Source organism: Campylobacter coli (assembly GCA_039516895.1).
Classification (GTDB): Bacteria; Campylobacterota; Campylobacteria; order Campylobacterales; family Campylobacteraceae; genus Campylobacter_D; species Campylobacter_D coli_B.
Map to the genome: position 1 here is coordinate 654,897 of CP154437.1, position 15,868 is coordinate 670,764.

Sequence of the window (15,868 nt, forward strand, 5' to 3'; positions counted from 1 at the left end):
CTAAAATTTGATAAAATTCTTTTTATTATTTTAACAAAATTTAGGGAAAATATGCCACAACTTTCTATTATAATCCCGCTTTTTAATTCTTGTGATTTTATCACAAGAGCTTTGCAAAGCTGTATAAATCAGACTTTAAGAGATATTGAAATTTTAGTTGTTGATGATAAAAGTGAAGATGAGAGTGTAAAAATAGCCTTAGAATTTGCTAAAAAAGATGAGAGAGTAAAAATCTTTCAAAATGATGAAAATTTAGGCACTTTTGCGACTAGAAATTTAGGAGTTTTAAAATCTAGAGCTGAATTTATCATGTTTTTAGATAGTGATGATTTTTTGGCTTTAAATGCTTGTGAGGTGGCTTTAGCTAAGATGAAACAAGGCTTTGATTTGCTTTGTTTTGATGCTTTTGTACATAGAGTCAAAACCAAACAATTTTATCGCTTTAAACAAGATGAAGCTTTTAATCAAAAAGAATTTTTCGAATTTTTAGGCAAGCAAAGACATTTTTGTTGGTCGGTTTGGGCGAAGCTTTTTAGGAAAGATTTGATTTTAAAAAGCTTTGAAAGGATAAATTTATACGAGCGTTTGAGCTATGGAGAAGATGTACTTTTTTGCTATATGAATTTTTTAGAATGCGATAAAATGGGTGTTTTTAAAGAGTGCATTTATCATTATGAATTTAATGAAAAGGGTAGATATGAAAACAAAAATAAAGAAATTTTGTGGCAAAATTACAAAGACAAAAAAAGAAGCAATGAGCTTATAAAAAAGCTTTCTTTGAAATCAAAAAACGATGAATTTTGTAAAAGATTGTTTGAGGTTTTGGAGAAAGAGGAGGGTGATTTAGAAGGGAGAATATTTTTTAAAAAATATTTTTAGATTTTGTCTTATATTATAAATAAAATTTGCAATTTTCATTTCTTTTTTATTCATTAGTTCCATAAGAGTATTAATTTCTTTATTTTTAGAATTTAGGATATCTAAAGAAAAATTAATTACTGATTCTAAATCGGAAATATTAAATTCTTTTATTTTGTAATTTTCTTTATATTGAGATATATTTTTATCTTTAAATAGAGTATTTCTGTGAGCAAAATAATTTTGCCTAACCCACTCATTAGAATTTTTAAAATAATCAAGATAGCTTTGATAAATTTTTTGAGAAGGTAAAAATTTTAACCGATCCTCTTTTGTATTTGAAAAATGTTTATCAAAAAAATTGACAATATCTATATATCTAGACTTGTAATGTAAGGTTATATTTCTTGAATTGACTTTATGTAAAATTTTCATTCCTAAAAGATTTAGTGTTTCATTTTGTTTTTGAGGTATTAAGAAATTTTCATTCCAAGTAAGATTTAAGACTTGAATAAAATCTTTAAGTAGGTTTTGTTTGTAAAATTCATCTTTTTCAAATAATCGAATTTTTAAATTTTCTCTTCCAAAAATCGTTTCATAGTTTTGTATAGTTTGCTTGTGATTGCATAATATTAGTGCTTTTTGATTTTGTTGAGGCAAAAGTGAAGAAAAATTGTTAAAGTGATTATCTTTTAATGACTGAGAGCACATTGATATAAATAAATCTACAGGATTTCTTAAATATAAAATAATATAAATTTGACTAAAGCCTAATTTTTGGAAAGAATTTTTCATGTTTTGAATCTGTTCTATAGAGTTTAAACGCCATTGTATATTTTCAGCGGATATGATAATTTTATCTGCTTTAGCTTGATTTAACTCTTTCTTTAATTTTCTCAATTGTTTACCGCAAATATTATCTTCTGTCGATGAGTCTATTAGTGGATTGTGATCATTTAGATGGTATATATTTTTGATACTTATAGGGTAAAGAAAGCCTTGTTTTAATAAAATATCCTGATTGACAAATAAAAAATCTTGAATCGAGCTAGTCCCAGTTTTCATTGTCCCAATGTGAAGATAAAGCGTCATAATAAATCTTTGTTTTAAGATAAAAACTGATATTATACTTTAATCAGTATTAAATATTTATTATTTATATGCTTGACAAATTAAGCAAAAGCTTTTTAATTTTTTAAGAGTAAATTATTTAATAGTTCTGTTTCAAAAGATGCAAATCAAATTATGTTTTTAATAACGATATAGATCTTATTTATTGTTAAAATGAAAAGTATGGAAAATCATTATTATAATAAGTATAAAGTTTATTTTTTTCACTTTGTGGATTTTCTATTTGAATTTTATGTGGATATTTTTTAGGCATAAAAGATGGATATTGTTTACAAAATTCTAAAATGATTTCTTCACTTCCATCATCACAATCATTATAACCTATAATACCTCTTTGTATGGCGGGCAATATGCTTTAAAGAGAGGCTCTTAAGGTTATAGCTTCATTTTTAACCCTTATAAAAGCCCAAGGATTCAAAGGAGAGTTTTTGTCCTTTGATTTTTTATCAAAATCGAATATTTTAAGAGATATTAGAGATGATAAAATCTTTATAATAACTTTATTTATTTTTATAAATTAAAGCCTTTTTTTGTTAAAATACTAAAAAATTAAATTAAGGAGAAAATATACATGTATAATCCTTTAATTTCTATTATTATACCAACTTATAATGTGGAAAAGTATATTGCTAGAGCACTAGATAGCTGCATAAATCAAACTTTTAAAGATATAGAAATAATTGTAGTAGATGATTGTGGCAATGATAAAAGTATAGAAATAGCTAAAGAATACGCTATTAAAGATAATAGAATTAAGATTATTCATAATGAGGAAAATTTGAAGCTTTTAAGAGCGAGATATGAGGGCGTAAAAGTAGCAAAAGCGCCCTACATCTTATTTTTGGATTCTGATGATTATTTAGAACTTGATGCGTGTGAGGAATGCGTTAAAATTTTAGACGAGAATACCGAAATGATTTGCTTTAATGCATATATTATAAATAATGCAAAAATTCCCATTGAAAATTACTTCACCGATACCTACTCAATAGAAAAATTTTTTCCATATCTTATTAAAAAAGATAATTTTGCGTGGAATGCTTGGGGCAAATTATTTAAAAAAGATAAATTATTAAAAGCCTTTAAAGAACTTAATTTAAATAATGATAAAATTACAATGGCTGAAGACGCATTAATTTTTTCAAGTTATATAAAAGATATAAAAAATGTAAAAACCTTTGAGAGATGTTTATATAATTATAATTGTGAAAATGTTAATTCGGCTACGAGTCAAAAAAACATTAATCAGATAAAAAATCATATAAAAGATTTGGAATATTGCATTCAAAAAATTTCTACCTATAGTTATGATAATGCTTACTGTTATTTATTTTGTCAATACATCATCAATTGCCTTCAACTTCATAAATATGATTTATACTATAAAAATATAGCTAAGAATTTTATTTATAAATTTATTTTAAGAATATATAGAAAAAAATTAAAATCTAAAAAAAACATTTTAATTAAGAAGGCTAAGTATATCTTAGAAGGAAAACAATGTACCATATAATTTTTAGTGCTGATGAAAATTATATTAAATATACCTCTGTTTTAATAACAAGTATTATTAAAAATACCAACCCAAAAAATCATTTTCAAAATAGGTCTTATAGTTTTCATATATTGAGCAATTTTGTTAGTGAGGAAACAAGGGAAAAATTAGAGCAGTTAAAAAAAGAACTTAGTAAAATCTATCCTTGTGAAATATCAATTCATATCATGAGTGATGATAGATTTGAAAACTTTCCAAGCTCGGGTGCGGCACAAAATTCTAAATTGCCTTACTATAGGTTGAAATTTATTTCTTTGCTTGATGATAATGTTGATAAGTGTTTATATTTGGATTCTGATATGCTTTGCATGTGTGATATAAGAGAGATTTTTGCTATAGATTTGCAAGGCAAAATAATAGGAGTTGTCGGAGATCCTGGAAGTAAAAGATCAAAAATTAAATTTATAGAAAATAACACAAAAAAAGTTTTAAAATTTGATGAAAACTATTTTAATTCAGGTTTTTTACTTATAAATGCCAAAGAGTATAAAAAGGCAAATGTTGAAAAAAAATGCGAAGAATTAGCCAAAAAATGTATTTATATTAAAGCAGCTGATCAGGATCTGCTTAATGCTGTTATCCCTAAAGATAAAATTTTAAAACTTAGCTTTGCTTACAATTTTAATATTATCACACTTTTATATGTGATATGCAAAGATGAAAAGAAAAATAGATTAAATTATACCCGCGAAGAATTTACCCAAAGTGCTAAAAATCCAAAAATTTTGCATTATGGTGAAAAACCTTGGAAATTTTTAAAATCTTATGTGGATTTGCAAAATAGAAATATCAGTGATTATTGGTGGGATATAGCTAAAGAAGTGCCTATTTTTAAAGAAGAACTATTGAGGCAAAAAGAGAATATAAAAGATTATTTACTTTATGCAGGACTTGGTTTTACTCTATATAATTTATGTAAAAAATATCAATTATTCACTATAAAACAACTTCTTCAAACAGAGCACGATGCAAAACTCATAGAGTTTGCAAAAGGACTAAATGATGATAAATATGGTCTTTATTGTATGCTTGGTGAAATGGTTTTATATGCTAGAAAACATAAAAAGGGTGTGATTAATATTATTTTAAAATCATATAAAATGATTAAAATGTATGAAAAGTATGCCCATAAATCAAGAGATATTAAGAATTTATAAGTTTTATCCATTTTTGCATAATGATTTCTTTGGAAAACTCATTTTGAATTTTTTCCTTAGCATTTTGCCCCATTTGTTTTCTTAGTTTTTCATTATCCATCAATAAACAAATTTTATCTGCAAATTCTTGCAAATTACCATCCTCTATCAAAAAACCACTTTTTTTATTTTCTATAATATCGCTTGGACCTGTATTAATATCAAAGGAAACCAATGGAACCCCATAAGAGCTAACTTCAACTAATACCATGGGGAATCCTTCATATAAACTAGTCATTGCATAAATACTAGCTTGTAAATATTCTTTTTCTATTTCCTTTGTAAAAGGTTTTAAGATGACTGAATTTTCTAATTCATATGCTTTTATTTTTTGTTCTATGGTTTGTTTAAGCTCACCTTCGCCCACTATGGTTAAAGTCCAATCTTTATACACCTCTTTTTTTTGCACCATTTTCCAAATGTCAATAAGTCTTAAAAAACCTTTTTGATCTTCTAAAGCCATTCTTCCAACGCTTAAAATATTTTTATTGCACAAATTTGCATTTTGCAAAGATTTGCAAGATAAAAAGTTAGGTATAACCCAAATATTTTTATGATATTTTTTCCATTGTTCAATTTGTTTATTAGACAATATCACTAGAGCATCAAAATAATTGTTTCTTTTTCTATATTTTTTAAAACTCATATGGATAAAATTAATATATTTTGTATTTTTATTTTTAAAAAAAGGAAAATGTGGACAGTTGTTAAAAATCATTACATCAATATCTTTATATTTTTGCTTTAAGATGTAACTCTCGTAATGCTTGTAATAAAGCTTATATAATGGCTTTTCTTTTTTTACATCGGTTTTTGATTTATGATATAAGTAGTCTATTTTAATGTTTTCATTTAACTCATAAGCAATATCTTGCCCTTGCTTATAAAAACTAAAAATTTTAACATCATACTTGAGTTCAAAAAGTGCATTTGCTAGATTTATAACAACTCTTTCAGCACCGCCTCCTATGGTAATATCACCAATAAGTAATAAAATTTTCATCTCCAAGTCACTTTTTTATTTTTTATAGTATCTAGATAAATTTGATGATTGCTTTCTAGCATATTTTTGCTATTTTCTTCATGATATATATGATAAGCTAAAGCATTAAACTTAAGGCGTCTAAATAAGCCATTATTAAATAAAAATCTAGCTACAAACTCACTATCTTCTCTACCCCAACCAACAAATTTTTCATTAAATCCTTCAATGGCTTCAAAATCACTTTTATAAAAGCTCATATTACATCCTCTTATGCCTTTAATAAGTTGTGTTTTTTTAAAAATTTTCTTATCAAGTTTTGAAAACTTATATGTATATTTGGCTAAAAAAATATTTCTTTGATTTTTAAAACCTTTTTTCTTAAATGCCAAATTAAAGTCATTTATATCTAAAAGCTCTTGAGTTTCTTTTTGGTTTAAAATCACTCTAGAACCTTGTAAAAATATCTTTTTTTGTGAAAAATTTAAATGATCGGCGATAAAATTTTTTTCCAAAATCATATCTCCATCAATGACAATGATATATTCACTTTTAGATGCTTGTATGGCTTTATTTCTAATTTGGCTTAATCTAAACCCATCATCCTCTTGCCAAATATGTTTTAATACACAAGGAAAATTTTTTTGATATTCTTGTATAAGTTTTGCTGTATCTTCTTTACTTCCATCATCTGCTATTAAAACCTCATTAGGCAAAGGATCTAAATTTTTTACACTATCGAGTACTAAAGCAAGGCGTTTGGGTTGATTATAAGTTGTGATGATTAGGGCACAAGTTTTTGGTTTTTGCTTTTTTAGCTCATATAGTTTCATATATTTAAAAAAAGCTCCCAAACCATTACATACACTTATGATAAAGCCTTTATATCCGTAAAAAATTCCCTTTTTTAAAACATAATTTCTAAAAAAAGTCCAAAACCCACGCACCAAAGCCTTGCAAATTCCACTTTCTTTGTGTAAATTTTGCAAAGCCCAAAGCTTGGAGTATTTTTGAAGTTTGTCAAGCAAGTCATCAATACTTTCAAAAGCAAAATGCTTTAGTCCATTTTTAAGATAAACCTTTTGAGTATTTGGATGTAAGATTAAGCTTTCATGGACTAAATTTTCATTAAATTTTGTATGTTTTTTATTAAACACTCTTAAAACATGATCAGGCCACCAGCCACAAGCTTTTATCCATTCTCCTTTGTAAAGGTTTTTGCGCGTTAAAGCTAGGATATTTTGCTCTTTAAATTCAAGTTTTTTTAATTCTTCTTTGGCTTCGTTTTCTAAAATTTCATCTGCATCTATGTTTAAAATCCATTCATTTTTAGCATGGCTTAAAGCAAGATTTTTTAAAGCTCCAAAGCCTATAAATTTGCTTTCGTAAATGTATAAATGCGCAAATTCTTTTTGAAATTCTTTAGCGATTTTTAAGGTATCGTCAGTGCTTTCATTGTTTAAAAGTATGATTTCTCCAAATTCTTTTAAAGAGTTTAAACATTCAAACAGGGTATTTTGAGCATTTTTAACTATGATGATAACGCTTATTTTTTCAAGATTCATTTGATACCTTTGTAAAGTTTTTCATCATAACTTGCAAAGCGGCGATGAAAGAAAAAATACTCATCAGGCTTAAATCGGATCATTTCTTCGCAAGTTTTTGCTTGATATTTTGTAAGTTCTTCTAAGCTAGAATTTAAAGGATCAAGGGTTTTGAAAAATTTAATATGAAATTTTTTATCCTCTCCTTGATAAATATAAGCAGGTATGATCAAAGCTCCTGTTTTTCGAGCTAAGATACTAGCTCCTGCTTGATAATTTACTCTTTTACCAAAAAAATCAAGCTTAATTCCTTCATTATCAGTGCAATTTTGATCTGTAAGTATACCAAGTGCGCGCTTGTTTTTAATAGCACTTAGCATTTTTCTAAGTCCACCTTTTTTGTCGATAAGTTCTATATCAAATTGGGTGCGATTTTTAGCTAAAAGATCGGTCATTTTTTGACTTTTGAGTTGTTTACCTACTATGGAAATCGCCCCAAATTTAGCAGCATAAGCAAGACTTAAAAGCTCCCAATTTCCATAATGAGCAGTGGCAAAAATCACCCCTTTTTGCTCTTTTAGGGCTTGGGTTAAAATTTCTTCATTATCAAAGACGACTTTATCTAGAATTTTTTCTTTACTTGTATTTTGGTTTTTAATGCAATCTATCCCAAATTTGGCAAAATTGTTATAAATTTTAAAAGCAAGTTCTTTTCTTTCATCTTCATTTTTATGAGGAAAGCAAAGTTTTAAATTTATATCTATAATTTTTCTATGTTTTTTATCGAGTTTAAAGACAATCTTTGAAACACAAAAAGCAAGAAAATTCAAAATAAAATTAGGCATAGTATGGACTAAAAATTTAAGTATATAATAAGCGCTAAGGTAAAGATAGTCTTTATTCATCTCCTAAAAGTTCCTTGACAAGTTTTAAGATATCTTCTTCCTCGATAGTGCTTATGCAAAAGTCACTTTTATCAAGATGTTTTGCGTTTGTGATTTTTTTGCCTGTATCGATAATTTTATTGATATTTGTTTTAAAGGCATTGCGGTGGCTTGGTGTTGCACCAAAGATTGTTATAGAAGGCCTATTTAGAGCAAAGGCTAGATGGGTTGGGCCACTATCATTTCCTATGATCAAATCCATAGATTTTGTAAAAACTATAAGCTCTTCAAGGCTAAATTTAGGGGCTATTTCTATATTGTCTTGACTTATGGCGCCTAGCTCTATGACTTCTTTTGCAAATTCATATTCTTTAACATTGCCCCAGCCTAAGAAAATTTTTATTTCAGGAAATTCTTTGATGATCAGCTTGCAAAGTAATGCAAGTTTGGTTTTAGGATAGATTTTATTTTCCTCACTTGATCCCACATGAATGAGTATATTTTTTTTATTTTTTGCAAGTTGCAATTTTTCGCTTAAGAGTTGTTTTAGTTTTTCATCTACGCTAAAAACATCTTCCTTAAAAGCTAAATCTTTAGGATCAAAATCTTTATTAAGGGTGAAAGAAGCTAGGCTTAGGTATCTTACAAAAACATTTTCATTATAATCAATGTTTAATTTTTGGTTGTAAAAATTATGCGCAAAGCTTTCTTTAAGGCTATTTTTATCAAAACCAAAATTATTTCTACTTAAAATTCTACTTACAAGAGCTGATTTTACAAGTCCTTGTAGATCCATAACGGCATTGTAGTTATTTTTTCTAGCTTTTAAAAGTATTTTTAAACTTTGAACGATTTTTTTATCTTTTAAAGGCAAGGCATAAAGTTTATCGATTAGAGGATGATTTTTGAGTATACCTTCAAATTTTTCATCCACAAACCAATGAATTTCTATATCTTTTTTAAATTTTTTGATAAATTGTAAAACCACAGCACTTTGGATAATATCTCCAAGAGCCGATAAACGAATGATTGCTATTTTCATTAAAACCTAAAATTTTTAAATTTTTGCTATGATTTTAGCAAAATTATTTGAAAAAAGGTTAAATAATGATGAAAAATGAAGGTTATATTTGCATTTTTGATTGCGAAAGCATTCCAGATACGGATTTGATTCGTAAAACTTTGGCTTTTGAAGGAGAGGATTTAGAAGTAAGCTTAAAAGCGCTTGAGTGGCAAAAAGAGCAAAGCGGAAATGAGTTTTTACCCTTGCCTTATCACAAGATCGTAAGCATTTGTGCAGTTATTAGTGATCATTATGGAAAATTTATAAAAGTAAATAAAATCGATGGAGAAAATGAAAAAGAAATGATCCATAATTTTTTTGCTTTCATTGAAAAATACGAGCCAAAATTGGTCAGCTTTAATGGTAAGAATTATGATATGCCTTTACTTGTCTTAAGAGCTTTAAAATACAACATCAAAGCGGCCAATTACCTTGATACGCAAAGCGATAAATGGAATAATTATAAAACTAGATTTTCTGAATTAAAACATTGTGATTTATTTGAAAGTTTTGGCTCGACAAGGGGTTTAAAGCTCGATACGATTTGCGCTATGGCAGATTTACCAGGTAAATACGATATACATGGTGATGAGGTGATGAAGCTTTATTATGAAGATAAGATTGAAAAAATTCATGAGTATTGCGAAAGTGATGTTTTAAACACTTATATGCTTTTTTTAAAATACGAGTTGATTAAGGGCAATGTGAGCGATGAGGATTATGTTTATTTTTTAAATTCTATGAGTGAATTTTTAAAAGCAAAAAAAGCAAATCGTGCCTATGTGGAAATTTTTTGCAAAGCTTGCGAAAATGAAATTTCTAAAATGAAAATTTAATCGTTAAAATAAATATATTAAAATTGATTTTTAATTTTAAATCATCGAGGTAAAAAATGAAAATTCTTATTAGTGGTGGTGCAGGTTACATCGGATCTCATACTTTAAGGCAGTTTTTAAAAACAAATCATGAAATTTGCGTTTTAGATAATCTTTCTAAGGGTTCTAAAATTGCTATTGATGATTTGCAAAATATAAGAGAATTTAAATTTTTTGAGCAAGATTTAAGTGATTTTGAAGGTGTAAAAGCACTTTTTGAAAGGGAAAAATTTGATGCAGTGGTGCATTTTGCAGCGAGTATTGAAGTGTTTGAAAGCATGCAAAATCCTTTAAAATATTATATGAATAACACAATCAATACAACCAATTTAATCCAAACTTGTATCCAAACAGGGGTAGGTAAATTTATCTTTTCTTCTACAGCAGCTACTTATGGCGAACCTACAACCCCTGTTGTAAGCGAGAGTAGTCCTTTAGCGCCTATTAATCCTTATGGGCGCAGCAAGCTTATGAGCGAAGAGGTTTTGCGTGATGCAAATATGGCTCATCCTGAATTTAAATACTGCATTTTAAGATATTTTAATGTTGCAGGTGCTTGTATGGATTATAAATTAGGACAACGCTATCCTAAAGCGACTTTACTTATCAAAGTAGCCGCAGAATGTGCAGCAGGAAAACGCGACAAGCTTTTTATATTTGGCGATGATTATGATACAAAAGATGGTACTTGTATAAGAGATTTTATCCATGTAGATGATATTTCAAGTGCTCATTTGGCGGCATTGGATTATCTAGAAAATAATGAAAGCAATATTTTTAATGTAGGTTATGGTCATGGTTTTAGTGTAAAAGAGGTTATTGATGCGATGAAAAGAGTAAGTGGGGTGGATTTTAAAGTCGAGCTTGCCCCACGCCGTGCAGGCGATCCTTCAGTTTTGATTTCTGATGCAAGCAAAATTAGAAATCTTACTTCTTGGCAGCCTAAATTTGATGATTTGGATCTTATTTGCAAATCTGCATTTGATTGGGAAAAGCAGTGCTAAAAAAAATATTTTTTATTTTAAGCAAAGAGGATAAAAAATTTTTATTCTCTTTACTGCTTTTTTCGGTTTTTATTTCTTTTATAGAAAGTTTTGCTATTTCTTTAGTGATGCCTTTTATCACTTTGGCTAGTGATTTTTCTTATTTTGATAAAAATAAGTATTTAATCCAGCTTAAAGACTATCTTGCTTTACCTGTTTTTGAGATTATAGTTTATTTTGGCGTGGTGCTTATTGTCTTTTATGTTTTGCGTGCTTTGTTAAATAGTTATTATTTTCACCTCTTAGCCCGCTTTTCAAAGGGTAGGTATCATGCTATCGCTTATAAAGTTTTTGCAAAATTTTTAAATACAGATTATGAAAATTTTACTCAAAAAAATCAATCCGAAATTCTAAAGTCTATCACCGGAGAAGTTTACAATCTAAGCACCATGATTTCATCATTTTTGCTGATGATGAGCGAAATTTTTGTCGTGCTTTTGCTTTATACTCTCATGCTTTTAGTAAATTATAAAATCACTTTATTTTTAAGTCTTTTTATGATTATAAATGCTTTTATTTTGATCAAAGTTCTTAGTCCTATCGTTAAAAAAGCAGGTCTTAAACGCGAGGAAGCGATGAAGAATTTTTTTGAAATTCTTAATACAAATTTAAATAATTTTAAATTAATAAAACTCAAAACTAAAGAAGATGGTGTTTTAAATCTTTTTAAAACTCAAAGTGAGATCTTTGCTAGGGCAAATATCACCAATGAAAGTGTAAGTGCTATGCCAAGAATTTATCTTGAAGGAGTTGGATTTTGCGTACTTGTTTTCATAGTGGTTTTTTTAGTATTTAAAAATCAAAGTGATATATCTGGAATTTTAGCGACTATCTCTATCTTTGTTTTAGCGCTTTATCGTTTGATGCCAAGTGCAAATCGTATCATTACAAGCTATCATGATTTGCTTTATTATCGCTCTTCTTTGGATATTATTTATCAAATTTTAAAGCAAAAAGAAGAGAGTTTGGGCGAAGAAAAAATTGATTTTGATAAAGAATTAAGGCTAGAAAATTTAACTTTTGGATACAAGGATAAAAAGAATTTATTTACTTGTTTAAATTTAAGCATAAAAAAAGGCGAAAAGATCGCATTTATAGGAGAAAGTGGCTGTGGAAAAAGCACTTTAGTAGATATAATCATAGGACTTTTAAGTCCTAGAGAGGGTAGAGTACTTCTTGATGAAAATGAGCTAAATATGAAAAATGTTAAGAATTATCGCCAAAAAATAGGTTATATCCCGCAAAATATCTATCTTTTTAACGACAGCATTGCTAAGAATATCAGCTTTGGAGATGAGGTAGATGAAGAAAAGCTTCAAAGAGTGATCAAACAAGCTAATTTAGAATATTTTGTGAAAAATTTACCCCAAGGAGCGCAAACAAAAGTAGGCGATGGCGGGAGTAATTTAAGCGGTGGACAAAAGCAACGCATAGCTATCGCAAGAGCTTTGTATTTAGATCCTGAAATTCTAGTTCTTGATGAGGCTACTTCCGCACTTGATACGGAAAGTGAAGCAAGGATTATGGATGAAATTTATAAGATTTCTAAAGATAAAACCATGATTATTATCGCGCACCGTCTTTCAACTATCACGCGTTGTGATAGCATCTATCGTTTAGAAAACGGCAAACTTTTCAAGGAGGATAAAAAGTGAAGATAACTTTTATCATAGCCACTTTAAATTCAGGAGGTGCTGAGCGTGTTTTAGCAACTTTAGCAAATGCGCTTTGTACTCAGTATGAAGTAAGCATTATCAAATTTCATGCGGGCGATTCTTTTTATAAACTTGAAGAAAATATCAAACTTATAACTTTAGAGCAATTTAGATTTGACACTTTGTATCATAAAATCGCAAGCCGTTTTAAAAAATACCTAGCATTAAGACGAGCTTTAAAAGAAAATGAAAGCGATGTTTTTATCTCTTTTTTAGATACGACAAATATCGCTTGTATTTTTGCCAAGATAGGCTTAAAAACCCCATTAATTATAAGCGAACATAGTAATGAAGCTTATTTAAAATCCAAAATTTGGCGTTTCTTAAGACGCTTGAGTTATCCTTTTTGCGATGCTTTGAGTGTGCTTGGAAGTAGCGATAAGATTTATTATGAAAAATTTGTAAAAAGAGTAAAGCTTTTACCTAATCCTTGTCATTTTAGCACAGAAATTTCTTTAAATGAGCATTTTGAAAAAGAAAATTTAGTGCTATTTATAGGTCGTTTAGATCAAAACAAAAACCCCAAAATGTTTTTAAAAGCTATAGCACATTTAGATAAAAAATTACAAGAAAATTATGAATTTGTTGTAGCTGGCGATGGAGAATTAAGACAAGAGCTTGAATACAAAGCAAAATCTTTAGGCGTAAAAGTGAAATTTTTAGGGCGTGTTGAGAATGTAAAAGCGCTTTATGAAAAAGCCAAAGTGCTTTGTCTTTGCTCTTTTGTTGAGGGTTTGCCAACGGTTTTGATTGAGAGTTTGTATTTTGAAGTGTGTAGAATTTCAACTTCTTATTATAATGGAGCTAAGGACTTAATTAGCGATAATGAGGACGGATTTTTAGTGGGCTGTGATGATGAAATAGCTTTGGCTAGAAAGCTTGAGCTTGTATTAAAAGATGAACAACTAAGAAAAAACATCGTTATGAATGCTAAAAAAAGATGTGAAGATTTTGAAATTTCTCACATTAAAAAGCAATGGCTTGAGCTTATTGATGAGGTTAAAAATGCCTAAACTTTCTGTTATAGTTCCTACTTTTAATCGCTCTTCCTTGCTTCAAAAGGCAGTTCAAAGTATCTTAAATCAAGATTTTAAAGACTTAGAAATCATTATAAGTGATGATAATTCTAGCGATGATACTAAAAGTGTTGTAGAGAATTTGCAAAAAAGCGATAAACGCATTAAGTATTTTTTAAATCAAAATTACAAACAAGGCCCTAATGGCAATAAAAACAATGGCTTAGATAAGGCCAGTGGAGAATTTATAACCTTTTTAGATGACGATGATGAGCTTTTACCCTATGCCTTGGGCGTTTTAATGCAAAAAGCAGATGAGGGTTATTCTCATGTTTTTGGAAATTGCCTTATAGAAAAAGAAGGAATTTTAAGCGATGAGTTTAGCGGTAGAGGTTTGGAAAAAGAGGGTGAAATTTCTAAGAAAGATTTTTTAATGCAGCGTTTTAGTGGGGAATTTTTTTCTGTTTTTAAGGCTTCTTTGCTTAAAAATAAGCGTTTTAATGAGGAATTTTATGGCAATGAAGCCACGCTTTGGGTGAATTTATACGAAGAAAAAAGTTTTTATATCCATAAAGCTTTTAGAATTTATCGTGTTTTTAGAAAAGATAGCGTTACACTAGGAGCGAGTAAAAATGCTCATAGGGTGTATTTGGGGTATTTAGAGCTTGCGAGAATTTTAGAAAATGAGTTAAAAGCTTCTGGGGATGATGATTATAGGAAAACTTGTGCGAGTTATTATAAAATGGCAGCTTATTATGCAAAATTAAGTGCAAATTATAAAGCACTTTATCATTGTTTATTCAAAAGTTTGAGTATTAAAATCAATACTCCTGCTTTGATATTACTTACTTTAAGTATAATTCCAAATAAAATGATTGAAAAACTATCAAAAATTCGGGTGGCTTTATGCAAAAATTAGCGATTTTTATTTATTCTTTAGGAAGCGGAGGTGCCGAAAGAGTGGTGGCAACTTTACTTCCGATTTTAAGTTTGAAATTTGAAGTGCATTTAATTTTAATGAATGATAAAATTTCTTATGAAATTTCTGAATGCAAAATCCATTTTTTAGAGCGTTCAAAACCTAGTGAAAATCCTATTTTAAAATTTTTAAAACTTCCTTTTTTGGCTTTAAAATATAAAAAGCTTTGCCAAAAATTAAATATCGATACGGAATTTGTTTTTTTAAATAGGCCTAATTATATCGCATTGATGGCAAAAATATTTGGCAATAAAACTCGCCTTGTAATCAACGAATGTACCACTCCAAGCGTGATGTATGCTAAAAACAATTTCAATTCTTTAGCCAATAAACTTTTGATTTCTTTGCTTTATCCAAAAGCTGATTTGATTTTGCCTAATTCTAAAGGAAATTTAGAAGATTTATTGTGCAATTTTAAAATCAACAAAGCAAAGTGTGAAATTTTATACAATGCCATAGATTTGGAAAAAATAGAGCAAAAAGCACTTGAAGATATAAGTTTAAAAGATAAATTTATTTTAAGCGTGGGAAGGCTTGATGAGGGTAAAAATCACGCCTTGCTTATCCGTGCTTATGCGAGATTAAAAACAGATTTAAAGCTTGTGATTTTGGGTGAAGGTGTGCTAAAAGATGAGCTTTTGGCTTTGATTAAAGACTTAAATTTGGAAGATAAGGTTTTGCTTTTAGGTTTTGATAATAATCCTTATAAATACATGTCTAAGTGTGAATTTTTTGCTTTTGCTTCTGTATTTGAGGGTTTTTCAAATGTTTTAATCGAAAGTCTAGCCTGTGGCTGTGCAGTAGTTTGCACTGATCATAGAAGTGGTGCAAGAGAGCTTTTTGGAGACGATGAGTTTGGACTTTTGGTAGAAGTAAATAATGAAAATTCTATGTTTATGGGCTTAAAAACAATGCTTGAGGATGAAAATTTAAGAAAAGCTTACAAAAAAAAGGCAAGGGATAGAGCTCTTGATTTTGATAAGGTAAAAATAGCACGCAATGCTTTAAAATATTTATTAGGATAAAA

General features: G+C 28.5%; 14 protein-coding genes and 1 pseudogene. 9 read left to right on the forward strand and 6 right to left on the reverse strand.

The window, feature by feature from the left end:
• The first annotated feature begins 51 nt into the window (after positions 1–51).
• Positions 52–879, forward strand: coding sequence for a glycosyltransferase family 2 protein (locus AAID94_03220; GenBank protein XAK24543.1), 828 nt, complete (start codon positions 52–54; stop codon positions 877–879).
• Here AAID94_03220 and AAID94_03225 read toward each other — a convergent pair.
• On the reverse strand, positions 844–1,758 hold the full coding sequence (locus tag AAID94_03225) for a hypothetical protein (GenBank protein ID XAK24544.1): 915 nt from the start codon (positions 1,756–1,758) through the stop codon (positions 844–846). The genes AAID94_03220 and AAID94_03225 overlap by 36 nt on opposite strands.
• A gap of 406 nt (positions 1,759–2,164) precedes the next feature.
• A pseudogene (locus tag AAID94_03230) lies at positions 2,165–2,503 on the reverse strand (beta-1,4-N-acetylgalactosaminyltransferase).
• Positions 2,504–2,560: 57 nt separating this feature from the next.
• On the opposite strand from AAID94_03230, the gene AAID94_03235 reads away from it, so the two are divergent.
• A complete protein-coding gene (locus tag AAID94_03235; protein XAK24545.1) occupies positions 2,561–3,502 on the forward strand; it encodes a glycosyltransferase family 2 protein in 942 nt (313 codons plus the stop codon).
• On the forward strand, positions 3,490–4,701 hold the full coding sequence (locus AAID94_03240) for a glycosyltransferase family 8 protein (protein XAK24546.1): 1,212 nt from the start codon (positions 3,490–3,492) through the stop codon (positions 4,699–4,701). The genes AAID94_03235 and AAID94_03240 overlap by 13 nt, the downstream gene beginning before the upstream one ends.
• Here the strand turns inward: AAID94_03240 and AAID94_03245 are convergent.
• From AAID94_03245 to waaC, 4 genes are read right to left on the reverse strand one after another with little or no spacing between them, the layout of a single operon-like run.
• Complete coding sequence (locus tag AAID94_03245; protein XAK24547.1) at positions 4,688–5,743, reverse strand: glycosyltransferase family 4 protein; 1,056 nt, start codon at positions 5,741–5,743, stop codon at positions 4,688–4,690. The two genes, AAID94_03240 and AAID94_03245, sit on opposite strands and share 14 nt — an antisense overlap.
• A complete protein-coding gene (locus AAID94_03250) occupies positions 5,740–7,287 on the reverse strand; it encodes a glycosyltransferase (protein ID XAK24548.1) in 1,548 nt (515 codons plus the stop codon). The genes AAID94_03245 and AAID94_03250 overlap by 4 nt, the downstream gene beginning before the upstream one ends.
• Positions 7,284–8,171, reverse strand: coding sequence for a lipid A biosynthesis lauroyl acyltransferase (locus AAID94_03255; GenBank protein ID XAK24549.1), 888 nt, complete (start codon positions 8,169–8,171; stop codon positions 7,284–7,286). The genes AAID94_03250 and AAID94_03255 overlap by 4 nt, the downstream gene beginning before the upstream one ends.
• Positions 8,164–9,192 (reverse strand): lipopolysaccharide heptosyltransferase I, encoded by a 1,029-nt coding sequence (gene waaC, locus AAID94_03260; GenBank protein XAK24550.1) that lies wholly within the window; start codon positions 9,190–9,192, stop codon positions 8,164–8,166. The genes AAID94_03255 and waaC overlap by 8 nt, the downstream gene beginning before the upstream one ends.
• 65 nt (positions 9,193–9,257) lie before the next feature.
• Here waaC and AAID94_03265 point away from each other — a divergent pair, with 65 nt between their 5' ends.
• Genes AAID94_03265 through AAID94_03290 form a run of 6 tightly spaced genes read left to right on the forward strand, consistent with a single transcriptional unit; the run spans position 9,258 to position 15,866 of the window.
• The gene (locus AAID94_03265; GenBank protein ID XAK24551.1) at positions 9,258–10,049 is read left to right on the forward strand and encodes a 3'-5' exonuclease; all 792 of its coding nucleotides are present in this window, start codon (positions 9,258–9,260) and stop codon (positions 10,047–10,049) included.
• 56 nt (positions 10,050–10,105) lie between these two features.
• On the forward strand, positions 10,106–11,092 hold the full coding sequence (gene galE / locus AAID94_03270) for a UDP-glucose 4-epimerase GalE (protein ID XAK24552.1): 987 nt from the start codon (positions 10,106–10,108) through the stop codon (positions 11,090–11,092).
• Positions 11,086–12,786, forward strand: coding sequence for an ATP-binding cassette domain-containing protein (locus tag AAID94_03275; GenBank protein XAK24553.1), 1,701 nt, complete (start codon positions 11,086–11,088; stop codon positions 12,784–12,786). Before galE ends, AAID94_03275 begins: the two co-directional genes overlap by 7 nt.
• A complete protein-coding gene (locus AAID94_03280; protein XAK24554.1) occupies positions 12,783–13,859 on the forward strand; it encodes a glycosyltransferase in 1,077 nt (358 codons plus the stop codon). The genes AAID94_03275 and AAID94_03280 overlap by 4 nt, the downstream gene beginning before the upstream one ends.
• Positions 13,852–14,781, forward strand: a complete 930-nt coding sequence (locus AAID94_03285; GenBank protein XAK24555.1) for a glycosyltransferase family 2 protein — start codon at positions 13,852–13,854, stop codon at positions 14,779–14,781. The genes AAID94_03280 and AAID94_03285 overlap by 8 nt, the downstream gene beginning before the upstream one ends.
• Complete coding sequence (locus AAID94_03290; GenBank protein XAK24556.1) at positions 14,769–15,866, forward strand: glycosyltransferase; 1,098 nt, start codon at positions 14,769–14,771, stop codon at positions 15,864–15,866. The genes AAID94_03285 and AAID94_03290 overlap by 13 nt, the downstream gene beginning before the upstream one ends.
• Positions 15,867–15,868 lie beyond the last annotated feature (2 nt).

Coding starts and splice junctions, on each gene's coding strand:
- AAID94_03250 (XAK24548.1), bottom strand. CDS start 7,287: ATGAATCTTGAAAAAATAAGCGTTATCATCATAGTTAAAAATGCTCAA.
- waaC (XAK24550.1), bottom strand. CDS start 9,192: ATGAAAATAGCAATCATTCGTTTATCGGCTCTTGGAGATATTATCCAA.
- AAID94_03265 (XAK24551.1), top strand. CDS start 9,258: ATGATGAAAAATGAAGGTTATATTTGCATTTTTGATTGCGAAAGCATT.
- AAID94_03290 (XAK24556.1), top strand. CDS start 14,769: ATGCAAAAATTAGCGATTTTTATTTATTCTTTAGGAAGCGGAGGTGCC.
- AAID94_03285 (XAK24555.1), top strand. CDS start 13,852: ATGCCTAAACTTTCTGTTATAGTTCCTACTTTTAATCGCTCTTCCTTG.
- galE (XAK24552.1), top strand. CDS start 10,106: ATGAAAATTCTTATTAGTGGTGGTGCAGGTTACATCGGATCTCATACT.
- AAID94_03245 (XAK24547.1), bottom strand. CDS start 5,743: ATGAAAATTTTATTACTTATTGGTGATATTACCATAGGAGGCGGTGCT.
- AAID94_03220 (XAK24543.1), top strand. CDS start 52: ATGCCACAACTTTCTATTATAATCCCGCTTTTTAATTCTTGTGATTTT.
- AAID94_03255 (XAK24549.1), bottom strand. CDS start 8,171: ATGAATAAAGACTATCTTTACCTTAGCGCTTATTATATACTTAAATTT.
- AAID94_03240 (XAK24546.1), top strand. CDS start 3,490: ATGTACCATATAATTTTTAGTGCTGATGAAAATTATATTAAATATACC.
- AAID94_03235 (XAK24545.1), top strand. CDS start 2,561: ATGTATAATCCTTTAATTTCTATTATTATACCAACTTATAATGTGGAA.